Origin of the sequence: Streptomyces sp. NBC_00239 (assembly GCF_036194065.1) — a bacterium.
Taxonomy (GTDB): Bacteria; Actinomycetota; Actinomycetes; order Streptomycetales; family Streptomycetaceae; genus Streptomyces.
Map to the genome: position 1 here is coordinate 5,874,768 of NZ_CP108095.1, position 21,621 is coordinate 5,896,388.

Here is a 21,621-nt window from a genome sequence, read left to right on the forward strand (position 1 = left end):
ACCGGCCCGCGGCACGGGCCCCGCCCCGTGCCCCGCCCGCTCCCCCCGCCCCCGGCACCCGGGGGAGGCCCGGTGAGCCCCCAGGAACCGCCCCGGCGGCGCGTACCCGGCCCCGGCCGGCCGCGTACCGGCGGCGAGCGCCCCCGGACCGCCGCCGCGCGGCCCCGCCGGCCCCGGCCCGCGGCCGCGCGCAACATCCGGCTCGGCAGCCCCAAGCCCCGCCTGCGGCTGGTCAGCATCGGCCTGACCCTGGTCATGGTGGCCTTCGTGGTGAGGCTGCTCCAGGTGCAGGCCGTGGACGCCTCCGAGTACACCGCCCAGGCACAGAAGAACCGGTACGCCACCTACACCCTGGCCGCCGAGCGCGGCCGGATCACCGACCGGTCCGGCATCGCGCTCGCCACCAGCGTCGACGCGTACGACATCACGGCCGACCCCACGATGTTCACGCCCCAGGAGAGCAAGGCACTCGACGCCCCCGAGCAGGCCGCCGCCCTCCTCGGACCGCTCCTCGACAAGGACCCGAAGGAGATCACGGCCCGCCTGAAGACGCCGAACACCAAGTACGTCGTCCTGGCCCGCCGCCAGACCCCGCAGGTCTGGAACCAGATCAAGGACCTCAAGAAGGCCTTCTCGGAGAAGGCCCAGGCCGACAAGCGCGGCACCGGCCCCGGCGCCAACGTCCTCGCCGGCGTCTTCCAGGAGCCCAGCAGCAAGCGGGTGTACCCCAACGGAGACCTCGCCGCCGGGATAATCGGATACGTCAACGCCGAGGGCAAGGGCGCCGGCGGCCTCGAATCCGCCCTCGACGAGAAGCTCGCGGGCGAGGACGGCGAACTGCGGTACGCCCAGGCCGGCGGCCGCCGCGTGCCCACCGCGGGCTCCCACGAGAAGCCCGCCGTGCCCGGCGCCGACATCGAACTCACCATCGACCGCGACATCCAGTGGGCCGCGCAGAACGCCATCACCGAACAGGTCCGCGCCTCCGCCGCCGACCGCGGCTACGTCATCGTCCAGGACACCCGCACCGGCGAGGTCCTGGCCATGGCCAACGCCCCCGGCTTCGACCCCAACGACCTCAGCAAGGCCCGCTCCGCGGCCATGGGCAACGCGGCACTCCAGGACGTGTACGAACCCGGCTCCACCGCCAAGGTCATCTCCATGGCCGCCGTACTGGAGGAGAAGGCCGCCGGCCCGCTCACCCACGTCACCGTGCCCAACCGGCTGCACCGCGGAGACCGGCTCTTCAAGGACGACATCGACCACCCGACCTGGTACCTGACCCTCAACGGCGTCCTCGCCAAGTCGAGCAACATCGGCACCATCATGGCCACCGGCCGGCTCGGCAAGACCCAGTCCGACGCCAACGACGTCCTGTACTCGTACCTGACGAACTTCGGCATCGGGCAGCCCACCGGCCTCGACTACCCCGGTGAATCCCGCGGCATCCTCGCCAAGCCCCGCGACTGGTCCACCTCGCAGCAGTACACGATCCCCTTCGGTCAGGGCCTGTCCCTCAACGCCATGCAGGCGGCCTCCGTGTACTCGACCATCGCCAACGGCGGCGTCCGCATCGAACCCACCCTGGTGCGCGGCAGCCGCGGCCCCGACGGCCGGTTCACGCCGGCCGCCGACCCCCCCAAGACCCGGGTCGTCAGCGAGGCCACCGCCAAGACGCTCGCCCAGATGCTCGAATCGGTCGTCGACGACCAGGAGGGCACCGGAACCAAGGCGCGCATCCCCGGCTACCGCGTCGGCGGCAAGACGGGAACGTCCAACCGGGTGGATCCGGCCACCGGCCGCTACAAGGGCTACACCGCTTCCTTCGCCGGCTTCGCCCCCGCCGACGACCCGCGGATCACCGTCTACTGCGCCATCCAGAACCCGACCAGGGGCAGCTACTTCGGCGGCCAGATCTGCGGCCCCATCTACAAGAAGGTCATGGAGTTCGCCCTCAAGACCCAGCAGATCGCCCCCTCCGGCACCGCCCCGGCAGGACTGCCGGTCACCTTCACCCCGTAAGGCACCACAGTGACGACGATCACCCAGGACCCCGGGAACCACCGCACCCCGGCCCCCTCAATTCCCGGCGGGCCGGGTGCGCCCGGTACGCTCACCGCCGTGCCCCACGCTGATCAGCCCAGAACCGCCCAGAAAGACGCCCCGGCAGTGCCGCCGGGCGCGCCCCGGCCCGCGACGCTGCGCCCGACCCCGCTGGGTGAGCTGGCCGCGCTGCTGGGAACCGACGTCACGGCCTCCGCCCCGGCGGAGATCACCGGCATCACGCACGACTCGCGGGCCGTGCGGCCCGGCGACGTCTACGCGGCTCTGCCCGGTGCCCGCCTGCACGGCGCCGACTTCGCAGCGCAGGCCGCCGGCCTCGGCGCCGCCGCGGTCCTCACGGACCCCGCGGGCGCCGAACGGGCCGCCGCCACCGGACTGCCGGTCCTCGTCGTCCCCGACCCGCGCGCCCGGATGGGCGAGCTGGCCGCGGCGATCTACCGCAGCCCGGGCAGCGAACTGCTGCGCATCGGCATCACCGGCACCTCCGGGAAGACCACCACGGCCTACCTGGTCGAGGGCGGCCTGCGCGGCGCCGGCCGCAGCACCGGACTCATCGGCACCGTCGAGATGCGCATCGGCGACGAGCGCATCAAGTCCGAGCGCACCACCCCCGAGGCCACCGACCTCCAGGCCCTCTTCGCCGTCATGCGCGAGCGCGGCGTCGAGGCGGTCGCGATGGAGGTCTCCAGCCACGCGCTGGTGCTCGGCCGGGTCGACGGCACCGTCTTCGACGTCGCCGTCTTCAACAACCTCAGCCCGGAGCACATGGAGTTCCACTCCGACATGGAGGACTACTTCCAGGCGAAGGCGCAGCTCTTCACCGAGCGCCGCGCCCGCCTCGGCGTGGTCAACCTCGACGACGAGTACGGGCGCCGGCTGGCGAAGGAGTCGGCCATCCCGGTCGTCACCTTCTCCGCCGACGGCGACCCGGCCGCCGACTGGCGCGCCGAGGACGTCGTCTCCGGCCCGGTCGGCTCCACCCTCGTCCTGACCGGCCCCGGCGGCGTACGGGTGCGGGCCACCGCCCCGCTGCCCGGCCCGTTCAACGTGGCCAACACCGTCGCCGCGATCGTCACCCTCGCCGCCGCCGGCATCGACCCGCAGGCCGCCGCCGACGGCGTCGCCGCGGTCCCCGGCGTCCCCGGCCGCCTGGAGCGCGTCGACGCGGGCCAGCCGTACCTCGCCGTCGTCGACTACGCGCACAAGACGGACGCCGTCGAATCGGTCCTGCGCGCCCTGCGCAAGGTCACCGAGGGCCGGCTGCACATCGTCATCGGCTGCGGCGGCGACCGCGACCAGACCAAGCGCGGCCCGATGGGCGCCGCCGCGGCCCGGCTCGCCGACACCACCGTGCTGACCTCCGACAACCCGCGCTCCGAGGACCCCCTGGCCATCCTCGCCGCCATGTTCGAAGGGGCCGTCTCGGTGCCCGCCGCCGACCGCGGCGACGTACTCGTCGACCCCGACCGGGCCGCCGCCATCGCGGCGGCCGTGGCCCGCGCCGAACCCGGCGACACCGTGCTCGTCGCCGGCAAGGGCCACGAGCAGGGCCAGGACACCGGCGGCGTGGTCCGCCCCTTCGACGACCGACAGGTGCTGCGCGCCGCCATCGAGGCACAGCGCGAGCACGCCCGACAGGCCGAGGTGTAACCGTGATCGCCCTCTCCCTCGCCGAGATCGCCGACATCACCGGCGGGCTTGCCCACGACATACCGGATCCGTCCGCACGCATCACCGGGCCCGTGGTCAAGGACTCCCGGGACGTGCGGCCCGGCAGCCTCTTCGTCGCCTTCGTCGGCGAGCACGTCGACGGCCACGACTACGCCGAGCGCGCCGTCGCCGCCGGAGCCGCCGCCGTCCTCGCCGCGCGGCCCGTGGGCGTGCCCGCCGTGGTCGTCCCGGACGTCCAGGAGGCCCTCGGCGCCCTCGCCCGCGCGGTCGTCGAGCGCCTCGGCACCGACGTGGTGGCCCTGACCGGCTCCGCCGGGAAGACCTCCACCAAGGACCTCATCGCGCAGGTCCTCCAGCACCACGCGCCGACCGTGTGGACCCCCGGCTCCCTCAACAACGAGATCGGCCTGCCGCTCACCGCGCTCCAGGCCACCGCCGAAACCCGGCACCTCGTCCTGGAGATGGGCGCCCGCGGCATCGGCCACATCTCCTACCTCACCGGCCTGACCCCGCCGCGCATCGGCCTCGTCCTGAACGTGGGCACCGCCCACATCGGCGAGTTCGGCGGCCGCGAGCAGATCGCCCAGGCCAAGGGCGAACTGGTCGAGGCCCTGCCCGCGGCGGCCGACGGCGGCGTCGCCGTCCTCAACGCCGACGACCCGCTCGTCCGCGCCATGACCTCCCGCACCCGGGCCCGTACCGTGCTGTTCGGAGAGGCGCCCGACGCCGAAGTCCGGGCCGAGGACGTCCGCCTGACGCCGCAGGGACAGCCTTCCTTCACGCTTCACACACCCACCGGGTGCAGCACGGTGACCTTGCGGCTGTACGGTGAGCACCACGTGTCGAACGCGCTCGCCGCGGCCGCCGTCGCCCATGTGCTGGGCATGTCCGTCGACGAGATCGCCCGCGCGCTCTCCGAGGCGGGCACGCTGTCCCGCTGGCGGATGGAGGTCACCGAGCGCTCGGACGGCGTGACGGTCGTCAACGACGCCTACAACGCGAACCCCGAGTCCATGCGGGCAGCGCTGCGCGCGCTGGTCGCCATGGGAGGCGCCACCAGGGCGCAGGGGGGACGTACGTGGGCGGTGCTCGGTCCCATGGCCGAGCTCGGTGACGATTCGCTCGCTGAACACGACGCGGTCGGACGGCTCGCCGTCCGGCTCAACGTGAGCAAGCTCGTCGCAGTCGGGGGCAGGGAAGCCTCCTGGCTGCAACTGGGCGCATATAACGAGGGTTCGTGGGGTGAGGAGTCGGTGCTCGTGTCCGACGCACAGGCGGCGGTCGACCTGTTGCGCAGTGAACTGCGCCCGGGAGACGTCGTGCTGGTGAAGGCGTCCAGGTCGGTCGGTCTGGAGCGGGTCGCGCTCGCGCTGCTCGACGGCGCCGCTGCAGAGGGGCAGGTCTCGGGCCGATGAGGCAGATCCTGTTCGCGGGAGTCATCGGGCTCTTCCTGACCCTCATCGGCACCCCGCTGCTCATCAAGCTGCTGGCGCGCAAGGGTTACGGCCAGTTCATCCGGGACGACGGCCCGCGCGGCCACGCCGGGAAGAAGGGCACGCCCACCATGGGCGGCATCTCCTTCATCCTGGCCACGCTCATCGCGTACGCCCTGACGAAGGTCATCACGTCCAGCGAGCCGACGTTCTCCGGCGTGCTCGTGCTGTTCCTGATGGCCGGCATGGGCCTGGTCGGGTTCCTCGACGACTACATCAAGATCGTCAAGCAGCGTTCGCTGGGCCTGCGGGCCAAGGCGAAGATGGCCGGACAGCTGATCGTCGGCATCGCCTTCGCGGTGCTCGCGCTCCAGTTCTCCGACTCCAAGAACCTCACCCCGGCGTCCACGAAGCTGTCCTTCGTCATGGACTTCGGCTGGTCCATCGGCCCGGTGCTGTTCGTCATCTGGGCGCTGTTCATGATCCTCGCGATGTCGAACGGCGTGAACCTGACGGACGGCCTGGACGGTCTGGCGACCGGCGCGGCCGTCATGGTCTTCGGTGCCTACACCTTCATCGGCGTCTGGCAGTACCAGGAGTCCTGCGCCAACGCGGAGACCCTCACCAACCCGGCCGCCTGCTTCGAGGTGCGCGACCCGCTGGACCTCGCGATCGTCGCCTCCGCCCTGATGGGAGCCTGCTTCGGCTTCCTGTGGTGGAACACCTCGCCCGCCAAGATCTTCATGGGCGACACCGGCTCGCTCGCCCTCGGCGGCGCGCTCGCCGGTCTGGCGATCTGCTCCCGCACCGAGCTGCTCGTCGCGCTCCTCGGCGGCCTGTTCGTCCTCATCACCATGTCCGTGGTGATCCAGGTCGGTTCGTTCCGCCTCACCGGCAAGCGGGTCTTCCGGATGGCGCCGCTCCAGCACCACTTCGAACTCAAGGGCTGGTCCGAAGTCCTTGTCGTGGTCCGCTTCTGGATCATCCAGGGCATGTGCGTGATCGTCGGTCTCGGACTCTTCTACGCGGGATGGGCAGCAGAGAAGTGACCTCCTGGCAGGGCATGAACATCACCGTCGCCGGCCTCGGCGTGAGCGGCATCAGCGCCGCCCGCGCCCTGGCCGGCCTCGGCGCCCGCGTGACCGTGGTCGACGGCGGGGACGGCGAGAACCACCGGGCCCGCGCCGCCGAACTGGCCGGGCTGGGCATCGAGGTCCGCCTCGGCGATGCCGACACCCTGCCCGAGGGCACCGGCCTGGTGGTCACCTCGCCCGGCTGGAAGCCCTCCAGCCCGCTCTTCGCGGCGGCCGCGGCCGCCGGCGTCGACGTGGTCGGCGACGTGGAGATCGCCTGGCGGCTGCGCGGCCCCGGCGCCGCGCCCTGGCTCGCGATCACCGGCACCAACGGCAAGACGACCACCACGCAGATGCTGGCGTCGATCCTGCGCGCCGCCGGCCTGCGCACCGCCGCCGTCGGCAACATCGGCACCCCCATCATCGACGTGGTCCTCGGCGAGCAGGAGTACGACGTCCTGGCCGTCGAACTCTCCAGCTACCAGCTGCACTGGGCGCCCTCGGTGCGCGCCCACTCGGCGGCCGTGCTGAACCTCGCCCCCGACCACCTCGACTGGCACGGCTCCATGGAGGCGTACGCCGCCGACAAGGGCCGCATCTACGAGGGCAACACCGTCGCCTGCGTCTACAACGTCGCCGACAAGGCCACCGAGGACCTGGTCGTGGAGGCCGACGTCGAAGAGGGCTGCCGGGCCATCGGCTTCACCCTCGGCGCCCCCGGCCCCTCCATGCTCGGCGTCGTCGACGGCATCCTCGTCGACCGCGCCTTCGTCGAGAACCGGCAGAAGAACGCCCAGGAACTCGCCGAGGTCTCGGACGTCAACCCGCCGGCCCCGCACAACATCGCCAACGCCCTCGCCGCGGCCGCGCTGGCCCGCGCCTTCGGCGTCGAGCCCCGCGCCGTCCGCGACGGCCTGCGCGACTTCCGCCCCGACGCGCACCGCATCGCGCACGTGGCCGACGTCGCCGGGGTCGCGTACGTCGACGACTCCAAGGCCACCAACACCCACGCCGCCGAGGCCTCCCTCGCCGCGTACGAACCGATCGTCTGGATCGCCGGCGGCCTCGCCAAGGGCGCGACCTTCGACGACCTGGTCCGCAACTCTGCGAAGCGGCTGCGCGGCGCCGTGCTGATGGGCGCCGACCGGGAGCTGATCCGCGAAGCGCTCGCGCGACACGCCCCGCAGGTCCCGGTGGTCGACCTCGACCGGACCGACACTGGGGCGATGCTTGCGGCGGTCCGGGAAGCGGCCCGGCTCGCAGAGCCCGGCGACACGGTCCTGCTGGCCCCCGCCTGCGCCTCGATGGACATGTTCGCGAACTACAACGCGCGGGGTGACGCTTTCGCCGACGCCGTACGCGAACTGGCCGCCGAGAGCGCCTAGGCCGGGGCAGGGTCTGTCCGGCCGGCTGCTCGTACGAGTGGAGGGGAACAGACATGCAGCGCGTCGCGGTGGGCGCGGGGCGGCGGCCGTCCGTGCCGAAGGCACCGGGCCGGAAGCGGTCCCTGAGATCTCCGAGGACCCCCAGGTCCCCGCGGCCGGGACCGTCCGGCCGCGGCCGCGGACCGCTTGAGCGGTTCCGGCGTACGTACCGGCAGTTGCGGCGCACCTGGGACCGGCCGCTCACCGCGTATTACCTGATCTTCGGCAGTGGTCTGCTGATCACGGTGCTCGGCCTGATCATGGTGTACTCGGCATCCATGATCAAGGCGTTGCAGCTGGGACTGTCCGCCTCGTACTTCTTCCAGAAGCAGTTCCTCGCCGCCCTGATCGGCACCGGGCTGCTGCTCGTCGCCTCCCGGATGCCGGTGAAGCTGCACCGGGCCCTGGCGTACCCGGCGCTCGCCGGGACCGTCTTCCTGATGGTGCTGGTCCAGGTCCCCGGGATAGGGGTGTCGATCAACGGCAACCAGAACTGGATCTCGCTGGGCGGCCCCTTCATGCTCCAGCCCAGCGAGTTCGGCAAGCTGGCGCTGATCCTGTGGGGCGCCGACCTGCTGGCGCGCAAGGGCGACAAGCAGCTGCTGAGCCAGTGGAAGCACCTGCTGGTGCCGCTGGTGCCGGTGACGTTCATGCTGCTCGGACTGATCATGCTCGGCGGGGACATGGGCACCGCGATCATCCTCACCGCGATCCTCTTCGGACTGCTGTGGGTGGCCGGCGCGCCGACCCGGCTGTTCGTCGGCGTGCTCGCCGTCGCGGGTCTCATCGTGGCCGTGCTCATCAAGACCAGCCCGCACCGGATGGAACGGCTCGCCTGCATCGGTGCCACCGACCTGGGCCCCAAGGGCGACTGCTGGCAGGCCGTACACGGCATCTTCGCTCTGGCGTCCGGCGGATGGTTCGGTTCCGGCCTGGGCGCGAGTGTGGAAAAATGGGGACAACTACCCGAAGCCCACACCGACTTCATCTTCGCCATCACCGGGGAGGAACTGGGTCTCGCGGGGACGCTGTCGGTGCTGGCCCTGTTCGCGGCCCTAGGCTATGCGGGTATCCGCGTGGCAGGACGCACGGAGGACCCCTTCGTCAGGTATGCCGCGGGAGGCGTGACCACCTGGATCACGGCACAGGCCGTGATCAACATCGGTGCGGTGCTCGGTCTGCTGCCGATCGCCGGAGTCCCGCTCCCGCTGTTCTCCTACGGGGGTTCGGCCCTGCTGCCGACCATGTTCGCCGTCGGACTGCTCATCGCCTTCGCGCGGGAGGAACCGGCGGCGCGCGCGGCGCTCGCGATGCGACAGCCGAGGAAGACCGGCTGGAAGCGGACCGGGCTGAGATGGAAATCGATGAGACGGCGCGTCAAGAAGCGTCCGTCCGGAGAGCGGTGAATTTCGGTGCATGTCGTACTCGCCGGTGGGGGGACCGCCGGCCACATCGAGCCGGCGCTCGCCCTCGCGGACGCCCTGCGCAGGCAGGACCCTTCCGTGGGCATCACGGCCCTCGGCACGGAACGCGGCCTTGAAACCCGTCTGGTGCCGGAACGCGGCTACGAGCTGGGACTGATCCCGGCCGTCCCGCTGCCCCGCAAGCCCACCCCCGAACTGATCACCGTCCCCGGGCGGCTGCGCGGCACGATCAAGGCCGCCGAGCAGATCCTGGAGCGGACCAAGGCCGACTGCGTCGTCGGCTTCGGCGGCTACGTGGCCCTGCCCGGCTACCTCGCCGCCAAGCGGCTCGGCGTGCCGATCATCGTCCACGAGGCCAACGCCCGCCCGGGCCTCGCCAACAAGATCGGCTCCCGCTACGCGGCCGGAGTCGCGGTCTCCACCCCGGACAGCAAGCTCCGCGGCGCCCGCTACATCGGCATCCCGCTGCGCCGCTCCATCGCGACCCTCGACCGGCCCGCGATGCGCGCCGAGGCGCGGGCGGCCTTCGGCCTCGACCCCAACCTGCCGACGCTGCTGGTGTCCGGCGGTTCGCAGGGCGCCCGCCGCCTCAACGAGGTGATCCAGCAGATCGCGCCGACGCTCCAGCGCTCGGGCATCCAGATCCTGCACGCGGTCGGCCCGAAGAACGAACTGCCGCGTGTCGACAACATGCCCGGGATGCCGCCGTACATCCCGGTACCGTACGTGGACCGGATGGATCTCGCGTACGCCGCCGCCGACATGATGCTGTGCCGCGCGGGCGCGATGACCGTCGCCGAACTCTCCGCCGTCGGGCTGCCCGCCGCGTACGTGCCGCTGCCGATCGGCAACGGCGAACAGCGGCTCAACGCCCAGCCGGTGGTCAAGGCCGGCGGCGGCCTGCTCGTCGACGACGCGGAGCTCAGCACCGGATGGATCCAGAGCCAGGTCCTCCCGGTGCTCGCGGACCCGCACCGGCTGTACGAGATGTCGCGCGCCGCCGCCGAGTTCGGCCGCCGGGACGCCGACGAGCTGCTGGTCGGCATGGTGTACGAGGCGATCGCCGCACACAGGAACCGCTGACACCGAGGTCAGGGGAACCACGGACGCAGGAGGCGACAGGAGTGGCCGGACCGACGACCGCGCAGCGCGGTGGCACCAAGGACGCGGCCGGACCTCCCGCGTCGCCCGGCCCGAGGAAGCCGCGGAAGCCGAAACGGGTTTCCGCGGCCGCCCGGCCCCGGGGCCCGCGCTCCCGCAAGGTCCTCGCGGTGGCGGTCCTGGCCGCCGCCGTCCTCCTCGCGGGCGGCGGCACCTGGGTGCTGTACGGGTCCTCCTGGCTGCGCGTCGAAAAGGTGGGCATCACCGGCACCGGGGTGCTGACCGCCGAACAGGTCCGCACGGCCGCCGCCGTTCCCGTCGGCGCGCCGATGGCGAGCGTGGACACCGACGAGATCGCCGCCCGGGTGCGCGGTGCGCTGCCGCGGATCGACACCGTCGACGTGGTCCGCGCCTGGCCGCACGGAATCGGTCTGAAAGTGACGGAGCGCAAACCCGTCCTGCTGGTCAAAAAGGGCACGGGATACGTGGAAGTGGACGCCACGGGTGTGCGATTCGCCACGGTCGCCAAGGCTCCCGCAGGCGTTCCGGAACTGCGGCTGGACGCGGAGGAGTCGCCGAGTCTGCGACGCTTCGGCGAGGAGCGGCTGCTGCACGAGGCGGTCGGCATCGCGGCGGAGCTGCCCCCGGCGGTCGCGCGGGACACCCGGACGATGCGGGTCCGCTCGTACGATTCCGTGGTACTGGAGTTGACCCGGGGCCGTACGGTCGTGTGGGGCAGCGCCGAACAGGGGGAGTCGAAGGCCCGCACGCTGACCGCTCTGATGAAGGCGGCGCCGGGCGCGACGCAGTTCGATGTGAGCGCTCCCACCGCCCCTGCGGTGAGCGGGAGTTGACGCGAGGTCGAACAGCGGCGCACCCTGGTTGGCCAGCGATCCGGGTGATCACATAGGGTGAAAAGAAAAACGGGAGGTTCGGCGTGTTCGTTGAACGCGCGCCACTTGTCGACTTAGTGTCCTGTTCGGAAGAGTCCAAGGAACAGACACACAGTTAACCCTAAACTTCAGGGTTAGGGTTCGGGTCGGCAGTCGCGCTGTCGAACCGCCCCCTTTTCGGCATCAGTCGTCGCACCGCAGGCCCGCGAGGCGGCGACACGTAACTCGAGGCGAGAGGCCTTCGACGTGGCAGCACCGCAGAACTACCTCGCAGTCATCAAGGTCATCGGTGTCGGCGGCGGTGGTGTCAATGCCATCAACCGAATGATCGAGGTCGGTCTCAAGGGCGTCGAGTTCATCGCCATCAACACGGACGCCCAGGCGCTGTTGATGAGCGACGCCGACGTCAAGCTCGACGTCGGCCGGGAACTGACCCGCGGCCTTGGCGCCGGCGCCAACCCGGCAGTCGGCCGCAAGGCGGCAGAGGACCACCGCGAGGAGATCGAGGAGGTCCTCAAGGGGGCCGACATGGTCTTCGTCACCGCCGGCGAAGGCGGCGGCACCGGCACCGGCGGCGCACCCGTCGTCGCCAACATCGCGCGCTCGCTGGGCGCCCTCACGATCGGTGTGGTCACCCGGCCGTTCACCTTCGAGGGCCGCCGCCGCGCGAACCAGGCGGAGGACGGCATCGCCGAGCTCCGCGAAGAGGTCGACACCCTCATCGTCATCCCCAACGACCGGCTGCTGTCCATCTCGGACCGCCAGGTCAGCGTGCTCGACGCCTTCAAGTCGGCCGACCAGGTCCTGCTCTCGGGCGTCCAGGGCATCACCGACCTGATCACCACCCCGGGTCTGATCAACCTCGACTTCGCCGACGTCAAGTCCGTGATGTCCGAGGCCGGCTCGGCGCTCATGGGCATCGGTTCGGCCCGCGGCGACGACCGCGCGGTGGCCGCGGCCGAGATGGCGATCTCCTCGCCGCTCCTGGAGGCGTCCATCGACGGCGCCCGTGGCGTGCTGCTCTCCATCTCCGGCGGCTCGGACCTCGGTCTCTTCGAGATCAACGAGGCCGCGCAGCTGGTCAGCGAGGCCGCGCACCCCGAGGCCAACATCATCTTCGGCGCCGTCATCGACGACGCCCTGGGCGACGAGGTGCGGGTCACCGTCATCGCGGCCGGCTTCGACGGCGGACAGCCGCCTGCCCGCCGGGACAACGTGATCGGCGCCGCGTCCACCAAGCGCGAGGAGCCCGCGGCCCCGGTCCGCGCCGCCGAGCCGGCCCGGCCCGCCTTCGGCGGCCTCGGCTCGGTCACCCCGCGCGAGGATCCCCCGGCCCCGGTCGAGGCGATCCCCGTCGTCGAGGTGCCGGCCACCCCGACGGCCACCGCCCCGCAGGTCCCGACGGCCCGGCCGTACCAGGACAGCCCCGCCGAAGAGCTGGATGTCCCGGACTTCTTGAAGTGATAGGCGAGCAGCACACTGTGAGCGGCGCGCACTTCGCCTTCACCGACCGGTGGGGCGGAGTGAGCGCCGTTCCGTACGAGGAGCTCAATCTCGGCGGCGCCGTGGGGGACGACCCGGCCGCTGTGCTGGCCAACCGGACGCGCGCCGCGCAGGCCCTGGGCATCGACCCGGGCCGGGTGGTCTGGATGAACCAGGTGCACGGCCGGGACGTGGCCGTGGTCGACGGGGCATGGGAAGACGGCGCGGCCGTCCCCGCCGTGGACGCGGTGGTGACCGCCCGCCGGGGAGTGGCGCTCGCGGTGCTCACCGCCGACTGCACCCCGGTCCTGCTGGCCGACCCGGTCGCCGGGATCGCGGCCGCCGCCCACGCCGGGCGGCCCGGACTGGTCGCGGGCGTCGTGCCCGCCGCCGTCGAGGCGATGACCGCACTGGGTGCGGACCCCGGCCGGATCACCGCCCGCACCGGCCCCGCCGTCTGCGGGCGCTGCTACGAAGTCCCCGCGCGGATGCGGGACGAGGTGGCGGCGGTGGTGCCCGAGGCCCACGCGGAGACCAGCTGGGGAACGCCCGCCGTCGACGTGGTCGCCGGGGTGCACGCGCAGCTGGCCGCCCTGGGCGTCGAGGACGTGCGGCGTTCGCCGTTCTGCACCCTTGAGTCCCGCGACCACTTCTCGTACCGCCGCGACCGGGTGACCGGGCGGCTTGCCGGATATGTCTGGTTGGATTGAAAGATGACGGACCGTAAGTCAGAGCTCGCCGCGAACCTGGCGCGGGTGGAGGGACGCATCGCGTCCGCCTGCTCCGCGGCCGGGCGCAAGCGGGAAGAGGTGACGCTCGTCGTCGTCACCAAGACCTACCCCGCGAGCGACGTACGGCTGCTGGCCGAGCTGGGCGTCCGTCATGTGGCGGAGAACAAGGACCAGGACGCCGCCCCGAAGGCCGCGGCCTGTGCGGATCTGCCGCTGACCTGGCACTTCGTCGGCCAGTTGCAGACCAACAAGGTTCGTTCCGTGGCCGGATATGCGCAGATCGTGCAGTCGGTCGATCGCCCGAAGCTGGTCACCGCGCTCTCCGCGGCGGCCGAGCGGGCCGGCCGCGAACTCGGCTGCCTCCTCCAGGTGGCGCTCGACGCGGAGTCGGGCACCCGGGGGGAGCGCGGCGGCGCCGCCCCGGACCAGATCGACGAACTGGCCCGGCTCGTGACGGATGCTCCGGGATTGCGCCTCGACGGCCTCATGACGGTGGCGCCGCTCTCGGGTCCGTACGCGGGTCGCGAACAGGCCGCGTTCGCACGACTGGTGGAATTGTCATCCCGCCTGCGCGCTGCTCATCCGACTGCCACGATGGTCTCGGCGGGGATGAGCGGTGACCTCGAACAGGCCGTGGCGGCCGGAGCGACACATGTGCGCGTCGGTACTGCGGTACTCGGAGACCGACCCCGCCTCGGGTAACGTCGCCAAGCAAGTCGGACCACAGCAGAAAATATGGTCAATCCCACTGATGAGCGGGCAGACCACGTGGATCGCGGGCACTTGGCGCCTTGGTGACAAAACTGACACTGGCGGCAGACCGATCCACCACAGAGCGGAGGACTCAGAGCATGGCCGGCGCGATGCGCAAGATGGCGGTCTACCTCGGCCTCGTGGAGGACGATGGATACGACGGCCCGGGGTTCGACCCCGACGACGAGTTCGAGCCCGAGCCCGAACCGGAACGGGACCGCCGGCGGCATCAGCCTCCGCATCAGCCCGCACAACAGGACGAACCGGTACGAGCTGTACAGCCGCCGGCGCAGCGCGAACCCATCTCACAACCGGTGGAAAGTGGACGTCCGGCGCGAATCGCCCCCGTGGCATCCATCACACCTGAACGACCGAGCCTGGAGAAGAACGCCCCCGTGATCATGCCCAAGGTCGTGTCCGAGCGGGAGCCGTACCGCATCACGACACTGCACCCCCGGACGTACAACGAGGCCCGTACCATCGGGGAACACTTCCGCGAAGGCACCCCCGTGATCATGAATCTCACGGAGATGGACGACACCGATGCGAAGCGACTTGTCGACTTTGCGGCCGGTCTGGTCTTCGGCCTGCATGGCAGCATTGAACGCGTGACTCAGAAGGTGTTCCTGCTGTCTCCTGCTAACGTCGATGTCACGGCGGAGGACAAGGCCCGTATTGCAGAGGGTGGGTTCTTCAACCAGAGCTAGACAGGTTTTCGGTCCTGGGGCCGGAAGAGAGACCGGGAACGAACGGTCCGGCCGACGCGGCCGGAGCGGTGAAGGCAGGGGAGAGGGAAGCGCGGGATGGGCGTCGCACTACAGGTGGTCTACATCGCTCTGATGTGCTTCCTCATCGTGCTGATCTTCCGACTGGTGATGGACTACGTCTTCCAGTTCGCACGTTCATGGGAACCCGGGAAGGCGATGGTGGTCGTTCTGGAGGCCACCTACACTGTCACCGATCCACCGCTCAAGCTTCTGCGGCGGTTCATTCCGCCGCTGCGTCTCGGGGGCGTGGCACTCGACCTGTCCTTCTTCGTTCTGATGATCATCGTCTACATCCTGATCTCCATCGTGAGCGGCTTCGCGAGATGACCCAGATGAGGATGACCGCGGACGATACGGTCTTGCCGACTGCCGACGACTACGTAGAGGTGAAGAAGAGATGCCGCTGACCCCTGAGGACGTGCGGAACAAGCAGTTCACGACCGTCCGCCTGCGAGAAGGCTACGACGAGGACGAGGTCGATGCCTTCCTCGACGAGGTCGAAGGCGAACTGACCCGCCTGCTGCGCGAGAACGAGGACCTGCGCGCGAAGCTGGCCGCCGCGACGCGTGCCGCCGCGCAGAACCAGCAGCAGCAGGGCATGCGCAAGCCTGAGCCCCAGGACCAGCGCGGCCCCGGTGCACCCGTGCCCGCCGCCATATCCGGCCCGCCGGTCCAGCAGCAGCCCCCGCAGATGGGTCCGCCCCAGCTGCCCGGTGGTGCGCCGCAGCTCCCGCCCGGCCCCGGTGGACACGGTCCGCAGGGTCCCGGCCCGATGGGCGGCCCCATGGGCGGCCCGATGCAGCACCCGATGCAGGGCAACCCCTCCATGGGTGGCCAGAACCCGATGGGTCAGCCCATGGGTCAGCAGATGCAGCAGCCCATGCAGCAGCAGATGCAGCCGCCGATGCAGCAGCAGATGCAGCAGCACCAGCCGCCGCAGCTGCCGCAGGGCCAGGGTCCTGGTGGCGACAGCGCCGCCCGTGTCCTGTCGCTCGCGCAGCAGACCGCGGACCAGGCGATCGCGGAGGCCCGTTCCGAGGCCAACAAGATCGTCGGCGAGGCTCGTTCGCGCGCCGAGGGCCTGGAGCGGGACGCCCGCGCCAAGGCCGACGCGCTGGAGCGGGACGCGCAGGAGAAGCATCGCGTCGCGATGGGCTCCCTGGAGTCCGCCCGCGCCACGCTGGAGCGCAAGGTCGAGGACCTGCGCGGCTTCGAGCGCGAGTACCGCACGCGTCTGAAGTCGTACCTGGAGAGCCAGCTGCGTCAGCTGGAGACCCAGGCCGACGACTCGCTCGCGCCGCCGCGTACCCCCGCGACCGCTTCGCTGCCGCCGGCTCCGCAGCCTTCGATGGCTCCCGCCGGGTCGATGGGCGGCCACTCCATGGGCGGTCCCTCGCCGATGGGTGGGCCTTCGCCGATGGGTGGCGGACCGTCCTACGGTGGCGGGCAGCAGCAGATGTCGCCCGCGATGACGCAGCCGATGGCTCCGGTGCGGCCGGCTGCTCCGCAGCCGATGCAGCAGGCGCCGTCTCCCATGCGCGGCTTCCTGATCGACGAGGACGACAACTGACGGGGCGCGCGCTGAGCGCATAGCCGTCGGCAGGCTGTCAGGGCCGGGCCCCTGGATCCCCTAGTGGATCCGGGGGCCCGGCCCTTTCGCGTGCGGGCCGGTTCCCGGGCGGGCGGCGTGGGGTGCCCTGCGGGGCTGGTCCCCTACCCGCCCTTTCGCCGTTTCCCGGGGCTCCGCCCCGGACCCCGCGCCTCAAACGCCGGCGAGGCTGGAATGTGCCGCTGTGCGGCAACATCGAGTCCGTCCGGCGCCACACCCCCGCGCCTCAAACGCCGGCGAGGCTGGAATGTGCCGCTGCCCGGCAGCATCGAGTCCGTCCGGCGCCCCCGCTTTCGGGAAAGGGCGGGGTGGGGAAACAGAAACGGCGCCCCCCGGAGGGGGCGCCGTTTCGGGCGGCGGGGCCGCAGGGCGGTTACGCCTTGCGGAGGCGGAAGGTCAGGGACAGGGACTCGTCCGTGAACGGGTCACCGTACGTGCCGTCCGCCTCGCCGGCGGCGTAGTCCGTGGCGAGGACCTCGTCCGCGATCAGCGCCGCGTGGTCCGTCAGGGCCGTGACGACCTCGTCGGACTCGGCGGACCACCGCAGGGCGATGCGGTCGGCCACGTCGAGGCCCGAGTTCTTGCGGGCCTCCTGGATCAGCCGGATCGCGTCGCGGGCCAGGCCCGCCAGCCGCAGCTCCGGGGTGATCTCCAGGTCGAGGGCGACGGTCGCGCCCGCGTCGGAGGCCACGGACCAGCCCTCGCGCGGGGTCTCGGTGATGATGACCTCCTCGGGGGAGAGGGCCACCTCCTCGCCGTCGACGGTCACGGTGGCGTTGCCGGCGCGCAGGGCCAGGGACAGCGCGGCGGCGTCGGCCGCGGCCACCGCCTTCGCGACGTCCTGTACGCCCTTGCCGAAGCGCTTGCCCAGGGCACGGAAGTTCGCCTTGGCGGTGGTGTCCACCAGCGAGCCGCCGACCTCGGAGAGGGAGGCCAGGGAGGAGACGTTCAGCTCCTCCGTGATCTGCGCGTGCAGGTCCTGCGAGAGGGCCTCGAAGCCGGTGGCCGCGACCAGCGCGCGGGACAGCGGCTGGCGGGTCTTGACGCCGGACTCGGCGCGGGTGGCGCGGCCCAGCTCGACCAGGCGCCGGACCAGCAGCATCTGCTGGGACAGGACCGGGTCGATCGCCGAGGTGTCCGCGACCGGCCAGGTGGAGAGGTGCACCGACTCCGGGGCGTCCGGGGTCACCGGGACGATCATGTCCTGCCAGACCCGCTCGGTGATGAACGGGGTCAGCGGGGCCAGCAGGCGGGTGACCGTCTCGACCACGTCGTGCAGGGTGCGCAGCGCGGCCTTGTCGCCCTGCCAGAAGCGGCGGCGCGAGCGGCGGACGTACCAGTTCGAGAGGTCGTCGACGAAGGCGGACAGCAGCTTGCCGGCCCGCTGGGTGTCGTACGACTCCATCGCCTCCGTGACCTCGGAGACGAGGGTGTGGAGCTCCGAAAGGAGCCAGCGGTCGAGGACCGTGCGGTCGGCCGGCGCCGGGTCGGCCGCGGAGGGGGCCCAGTTCGACGTACGGGCGTACAGGGCCTGGAAGGCCACCGTGTTCCAGTACGTGAGGAGGGTCTTGCGGACGACCTCCTGGATGGTGCCGTGGCCGACGCGGCGGGCCGCCCACGGGGAGCCGCCGGCCGCCATGAACCAGCGGACCGCGTCCGCGCCGTGCTGGTCCATGAGCGGGATGGGCTGCAGGATGTTGCCCAGGTGCTTGGACATCTTGCGGCCGTCCTCGGCGAGGATGTGGCCCAGGCAGACCACGTTCTCGTACGAGGACTTGTCGAAGACCAGGGTGCCGACCGCCATCAGCGTGTAGAACCAGCCGCGGGTCTGGTCGATCGCCTCCGAGATGAACTGCGCCGGGTAGCGCTTCTCGAAGATCTCCTTGTTCTTGTACGGGTAGCCCCACTGCGCGAACGGCATCGAGCCCGAGTCGTACCAGGCGTCGATGACCTCCGGCACGCGGACCGCTTCGAGCGAGCAGCCCTCGTGCGTGCAGGTGAAGGTGACGTCGTCGATGTACGGCCGGTGCGGGTCCAGGGCCGAGTGGTCGGCGCCGGACAGCTCGGACAGCTCGGCGCGCGAGCCGACGCAGGTGAGGTGGTTCTCCTCGCAGCGCCAGATCGGCAGCGGCGTGCCCCAGTAGCGGTTGCGGGACAGCGCCCAGTCGATGTTGTTGTTGAGCCAGTCGCCGAAGCGGCCCTGCTTGACCGAGTCGGGGAACCAGTTCGTCTTCTCGTTCTCCCGCAGCATCGCGTCCTTGACGGCGGTGGTGCGGATGTACCAGGACGGCTGCGCGTAGTACAGCAGCGCGGTGTGGCAGCGCCAGCAGTGCGGGTAGCTGTGCTCGTACGAGATGTGCCGGAAGAGCAGGCCGCGGGCGTCGAGGTCGGCGGTCAGCTGCTCGTCGGCCTTCTTGAAGAAGATGCCGCCGACCAGCGGGACCTCCTCCTCGAAGGTGCCGTCGGGGCGGACCGGGTTCACGACGGGCAGGCCGTACGCGCGGCAGACGGCGAGGTCGTCGGCGCCGAAGGCGGGGGCTTGGTGGACCAGACCCGTGCCGTCCTCGGTCGTGACGTACTCGGCGTTCACGACGTAGTGGGCCGGAGCCGGGAACTCGACGAGCGAGAACGGGCGCTCGTACGTCCAGCGCTCCATCTCCTTGCCCGTGAAGGTCTGGCCGGTGGCCTCCCAGCCCTCGCCGAGCGCCTTCTCCAGCAGCGGCTGGGCGACGACGACCTTCTCCTCGCCGTTGGTGGCGACGAGGTACGTGACGTCCGGGTGCGCGGCGACCGCGGTGTTGGACACCAGGGTCCACGGGGTGGTCGTCCAGACCAGCAGCGCGGCCTCACCGGCGAGCGGGCCGGAGGTCAGCGGGAAGCGGACGTAGACGGACGGGTCGACGACCGTCTCGTAGCCCTGGGCCAGCTCGTGGTCGGAGAGGCCGGTGCCGCAGCGCGGGCACCAGGGGGCGACGCGGTGGTCCTGGACCAGCAGGCCCTTGTTGAAGATCTCCTTAAGCGACCACCAGACGGACTCGACGTACTCCGGGTCCATGGTCCGGTAGGCGTCGTCGAGGTCCACCCAGTAGCCCATGCGGGTCGTGAGCTCGGCGAAGGCGTCGGTGTGGCGGGTCACGGACTCGCGGCACTTGGCGTTGAACTCGGCGATGCCGTACGCCTCGATGTCCTGCTTGCCGTTGAAGCCGAGCTCCTTCTCGACGGCGAGCTCGACGGGCAGGCCGTGGCAGTCCCAGCCGGCCTTGCGGGCGACGTGGTAGCCGCGCATGGTGCGGAACCGGGGGAAGACGTCCTTGAAGACGCGGGCCTCGATGTGGTGCGCGCCGGGCATGCCGTTGGCGGTCGGCGGGCCCTCGTAGAAGACCCACTCCGGGCGGCCCTCGGACTGCTCCAGGGTCTTGGCGAAGGTCTTGCTCTCCTGCCAGAACTCCAGGACGGCGTGTTCCAGGGCGGGCAGGTCGACCTGGGCGGGGACCGGGCGGTACTGCGGCGGTGTGGTCATGAGGCTGAACTCTTCCTCCGGCGGGCTGTCGTCTCCGTCCGGAGGGACGAGAGCGCGCAGCTCCCGCGGTACCACCCTCCTTGGCCGCCGGAGCGCGTGCGCGCCCGATGACCCCCTCATTGGGGTGCGAAGCCGGTTCTACTCGCCGCACGGACCCCTGCGGGCCCCGTGCGGGCTTTCTTCCGGCGGCTCCGGGGTGATCCTTCGCATCGCGCTCGCCCCCGGGCTCTCACCGTCCCCGGGTCGCTCCTGGCTGCGTCCGACGCTACTCGTCCCCATCCATGCCTCTCGCTGGGCCCAGTGTAAGGGCCGCGGGGCGGCTCGGCAGACCGGTTTGCGGGGCGCCGCGCGGGGTGCGGTCCCGGCCGCGGGGCGGGGGCGCGCGGGAGCCGTCGGGCGTCGCCCGAATGGCCCGACGCGCCCGCCGCGGCGCCGGTGGCTCCCGCGGAGCGGATTACCGGGCGGCGAGCTGGGAACAAGGGAGGGCAGACACACCTGGTGGGGGCAGTGGGCGGGTCCGGGTGGCGGCGTGCCCCGTTGCCGCGGCGCCGGAGTCGATTTATCGTCCCAGCACGATTCGCGCGCAAGATCACAATATGTGAAGGGGCCGCGGCCATGGTGGCGAAGAAGACCGCCGAGAAGAAGACGGCGTCCAAGAAGTCCGCCGGCACGGCCAAGGGCGTGGCCGGCAAGAAGAGCACCGCGACGGCCGCGAAGAAGGCCGCCGTGAAGGGTTCCGCGACGCCCCGCAAGACGGCTTCCGGAAAGGCCGCGCCGAACGGGACGGCGGTGGACAAGGCCGCGGCCGCCACGACCACACCGGTCAAGACCGCGGCCGGCAAGACCGTGCAGGTCAAGACCGCGGCCGGCAAGGCGGCGGGCGAGGCCGCGCCGCGCAAGACCGCCGCGAAGCGGGCAACGGCGAAGCGGGCTCCGACGAAGGCGGCGCACGGCGACGCGGCTCCGGCGGCGGCCGGGAAGGCCGCGCCCGCCCGGCGGACCGCAGCGGGCAAGGCCCCGGCCGGGGCCGCCACCACCGAGGCGGCCGCGGCCGCCGAGCAGCAGGAGACGGGAGCCGAAGTGGTCGCGAAGAAGAGCACCGGCACGGCAAGCGGTACGGCGCGCACCTCCACGGCGAGGAAGACGGCCGAGGCGGCCACCAGCGGCCTGCCCAGGACCCGCGCGACCGGCGCCGGGCCGGTGGAGCCGGGCGAGCTCGCCGTACGCCCCGGCGAGGACCCCTGGACCCCGGACGAGGTGGCCGGGGCCCGGGCCGAGCTGGAGAGCGAGGTGCTGCGGCTGCGCGCCGAGCTGGACGCCTCCGAGCAGGCCATCTCCGGGCTGATGCGGGACTCCGGCGACGGCGCGGGCGACGACCAGGCGGACACCGGGGCGAAGAACATCACCCGGGAGCACGAGCTCTCGCTGGCCTCGAACGCCCGCGAGATGCTGGAGCAGAGCGAGCGGGCCCTGGAGCGCCTGGCGGCGGGCACGTACGGGGTCTGCGAGAGCTGCGGCAAGCCCATCGGCAAGGCGCGCATGCAGGCCTTCCCACGGGCCACGCTGTGCGTGGAGTGCAAGCAGCAGCAGGAGCGCCGGCACTAGGAAGGCCGTGACGACCTGCGGTGCCTCGACGGGTGTGACGTACCCTCGTGGTGGTCGAGCACCTAGGTTGA

General features: G+C 71.6%; 16 protein-coding genes. 15 read left to right on the plus strand and 1 reads right to left on the minus strand.

The features are described from left to right. Positions 1–72 precede the first annotated feature (72 nt). The 14 genes from OG764_RS25820 to OG764_RS25885 all read left to right on the plus strand — a co-directional run bounded on the left by OG764_RS25820 (position 73) and on the right by OG764_RS25885 (position 16,386). Positions 73–2,022 (plus strand): peptidoglycan D,D-transpeptidase FtsI family protein, encoded by a 1,950-nt coding sequence (locus OG764_RS25820; RefSeq protein WP_328970810.1) that lies wholly within the window; start codon positions 73–75, stop codon positions 2,020–2,022. 9 nt (positions 2,023–2,031) lie between these two features. Next, positions 2,032–3,714 carry a UDP-N-acetylmuramoyl-L-alanyl-D-glutamate--2,6-diaminopimelate ligase gene (locus OG764_RS25825; protein ID WP_328970811.1) on the plus strand — a complete coding sequence of 561 codons (1,683 nt, stop codon included), beginning with the start codon at positions 2,032–2,034 and terminating at the stop codon, positions 3,712–3,714. Between the two features lie 2 nt (positions 3,715–3,716). Next, on the plus strand, positions 3,717–5,150 hold the full coding sequence (locus OG764_RS25830; protein ID WP_328970812.1) for a UDP-N-acetylmuramoyl-tripeptide--D-alanyl-D-alanine ligase: 1,434 nt from the start codon (positions 3,717–3,719) through the stop codon (positions 5,148–5,150). After that, entirely contained in the window at positions 5,147–6,217 is a 1,071-nt protein-coding gene (mraY, locus tag OG764_RS25835) for a phospho-N-acetylmuramoyl-pentapeptide-transferase (RefSeq protein ID WP_328970813.1), read from the plus strand. Before OG764_RS25830 ends, mraY begins: the two co-directional genes overlap by 4 nt. Then, positions 6,199–7,626 (plus strand): UDP-N-acetylmuramoyl-L-alanine--D-glutamate ligase, encoded by a 1,428-nt coding sequence (gene murD, locus OG764_RS25840; protein ID WP_328970814.1) that lies wholly within the window; start codon positions 6,199–6,201, stop codon positions 7,624–7,626. Before mraY ends, murD begins: the two co-directional genes overlap by 19 nt. Before the next feature lie 53 nt (positions 7,627–7,679). Further along, positions 7,680–9,071 (plus strand): putative lipid II flippase FtsW, encoded by a 1,392-nt coding sequence (gene ftsW / locus OG764_RS25845; RefSeq protein ID WP_328970815.1) that lies wholly within the window; start codon positions 7,680–7,682, stop codon positions 9,069–9,071. A gap of 6 nt (positions 9,072–9,077) precedes the next feature. Next, entirely contained in the window at positions 9,078–10,172 is a 1,095-nt protein-coding gene (gene murG, locus OG764_RS25850; protein WP_328970816.1) for an undecaprenyldiphospho-muramoylpentapeptide beta-N-acetylglucosaminyltransferase, read from the plus strand. Between the two features lie 41 nt (positions 10,173–10,213). Next, positions 10,214–11,044 (plus strand): cell division protein FtsQ/DivIB, encoded by an 831-nt coding sequence (locus tag OG764_RS25855; RefSeq protein ID WP_328970817.1) that lies wholly within the window; start codon positions 10,214–10,216, stop codon positions 11,042–11,044. 285 nt (positions 11,045–11,329) lie between these two features. Next, on the plus strand, positions 11,330–12,547 hold the full coding sequence (ftsZ, locus tag OG764_RS25860; RefSeq protein WP_328970818.1) for a cell division protein FtsZ: 1,218 nt from the start codon (positions 11,330–11,332) through the stop codon (positions 12,545–12,547). Then, positions 12,544–13,275: a peptidoglycan editing factor PgeF gene (gene pgeF / locus OG764_RS25865; protein WP_328970819.1), complete on the plus strand. Its 732-nt coding sequence runs from the start codon at positions 12,544–12,546 to the stop codon at positions 13,273–13,275. Before ftsZ ends, pgeF begins: the two co-directional genes overlap by 4 nt. A 3-nt stretch (positions 13,276–13,278) precedes the next feature. Beyond that, the gene (locus OG764_RS25870) at positions 13,279–13,998 is read left to right on the plus strand and encodes a YggS family pyridoxal phosphate-dependent enzyme (RefSeq protein ID WP_328970820.1); all 720 of its coding nucleotides are present in this window, start codon (positions 13,279–13,281) and stop codon (positions 13,996–13,998) included. A 149-nt stretch (positions 13,999–14,147) separates the two neighbouring features. Next, complete coding sequence (locus OG764_RS25875; RefSeq protein WP_328970821.1) at positions 14,148–14,756, plus strand: cell division protein SepF; 609 nt, start codon at positions 14,148–14,150, stop codon at positions 14,754–14,756. Positions 14,757–14,852: 96 nt separating this feature from the next. Continuing rightward, positions 14,853–15,143 (plus strand): YggT family protein, encoded by a 291-nt coding sequence (locus tag OG764_RS25880; RefSeq protein ID WP_226739480.1) that lies wholly within the window; start codon positions 14,853–14,855, stop codon positions 15,141–15,143. Between the two features lie 70 nt (positions 15,144–15,213). Further along, positions 15,214–16,386 (plus strand): DivIVA domain-containing protein, encoded by a 1,173-nt coding sequence (locus OG764_RS25885; protein WP_328970822.1) that lies wholly within the window; start codon positions 15,214–15,216, stop codon positions 16,384–16,386. A gap of 412 nt (positions 16,387–16,798) precedes the next feature. Here the strand turns inward: OG764_RS25885 and ileS are convergent, their stop codons facing one another. Beyond that, positions 16,799–19,945, minus strand: a complete 3,147-nt coding sequence (gene ileS / locus OG764_RS25890) for an isoleucine--tRNA ligase (protein WP_328970823.1) — start codon at positions 19,943–19,945, stop codon at positions 16,799–16,801. A gap of 615 nt (positions 19,946–20,560) precedes the next feature. Between ileS and OG764_RS25895 the strand changes: the two genes are divergently transcribed. Beyond that, positions 20,561–21,550: a TraR/DksA family transcriptional regulator gene (locus OG764_RS25895; RefSeq protein ID WP_328970824.1), complete on the plus strand. Its 990-nt coding sequence runs from the start codon at positions 20,561–20,563 to the stop codon at positions 21,548–21,550. The last annotated feature ends 71 nt before the right edge of the window (positions 21,551–21,621 follow it).